Source organism: Mucilaginibacter sp. P4_E8 (assembly GCF_056401495.1).
In genome coordinates this window covers 1-521 of record NZ_JBFUJG010000457.1, presented here as the reverse complement: position 1 = coordinate 521, position 521 = coordinate 1, and the positions used below count along the sequence as shown (strand labels likewise).

Genomic DNA, 521 nt, shown 5'->3' with positions numbered 1-521 from the left:
GCCGTATGATTAGCTCCCAGGCCGCGTACCGACACTGTTTTTAATCCACCCACCCCACCATAATCTTTTAAAATAACGCCCGCAAAATTCCGGATCGCATCAGCCACGTTAAAAGCGCTATAACGTGCAAAATCAATGGCCGACACCTGTTGGGCGGGTGTAATGGTTTGTATTTGAGGAATAATGGATGATGAAACCGTTACTTCCTTTAACTTTTTGGTGGTATCTGTTTGGGCTGATGATTTGTTATGTGCTGTTACCTGCAATATAATAAGCATTATACCGCATTTATGTGCAGTTAATGAATACTTACAAAAGCAGCGTAAAATTTTCTTCATATTGTTATGCGCAAAACGCTTGGCATACGGTAAATAAAAGTTTTGAAATGAAAATACACTACATGAAGAGCATTCACATTCAAGCTTCAATCCCCGAAAGCCGTGAATAATTATAGTGCCTGGGCAGGTGTTCTGACTTACTCCCCATGTTGCCCCGTCTTCCCATCCGCCTCGGCGGAAAGT

The 521-nt window shown here is 42.4% G+C and carries 1 protein-coding gene; it reads right to left on the bottom strand.

From position 1 onward, the window contains the following. A partial coding sequence (locus AC1DRQ_RS32080) for a TonB-dependent receptor (RefSeq protein WP_477430296.1) occupies positions 1-278 on the bottom strand: 278 nt, incomplete at its 3' end. Positions 279-521: the final 243 nt, after the last annotated feature.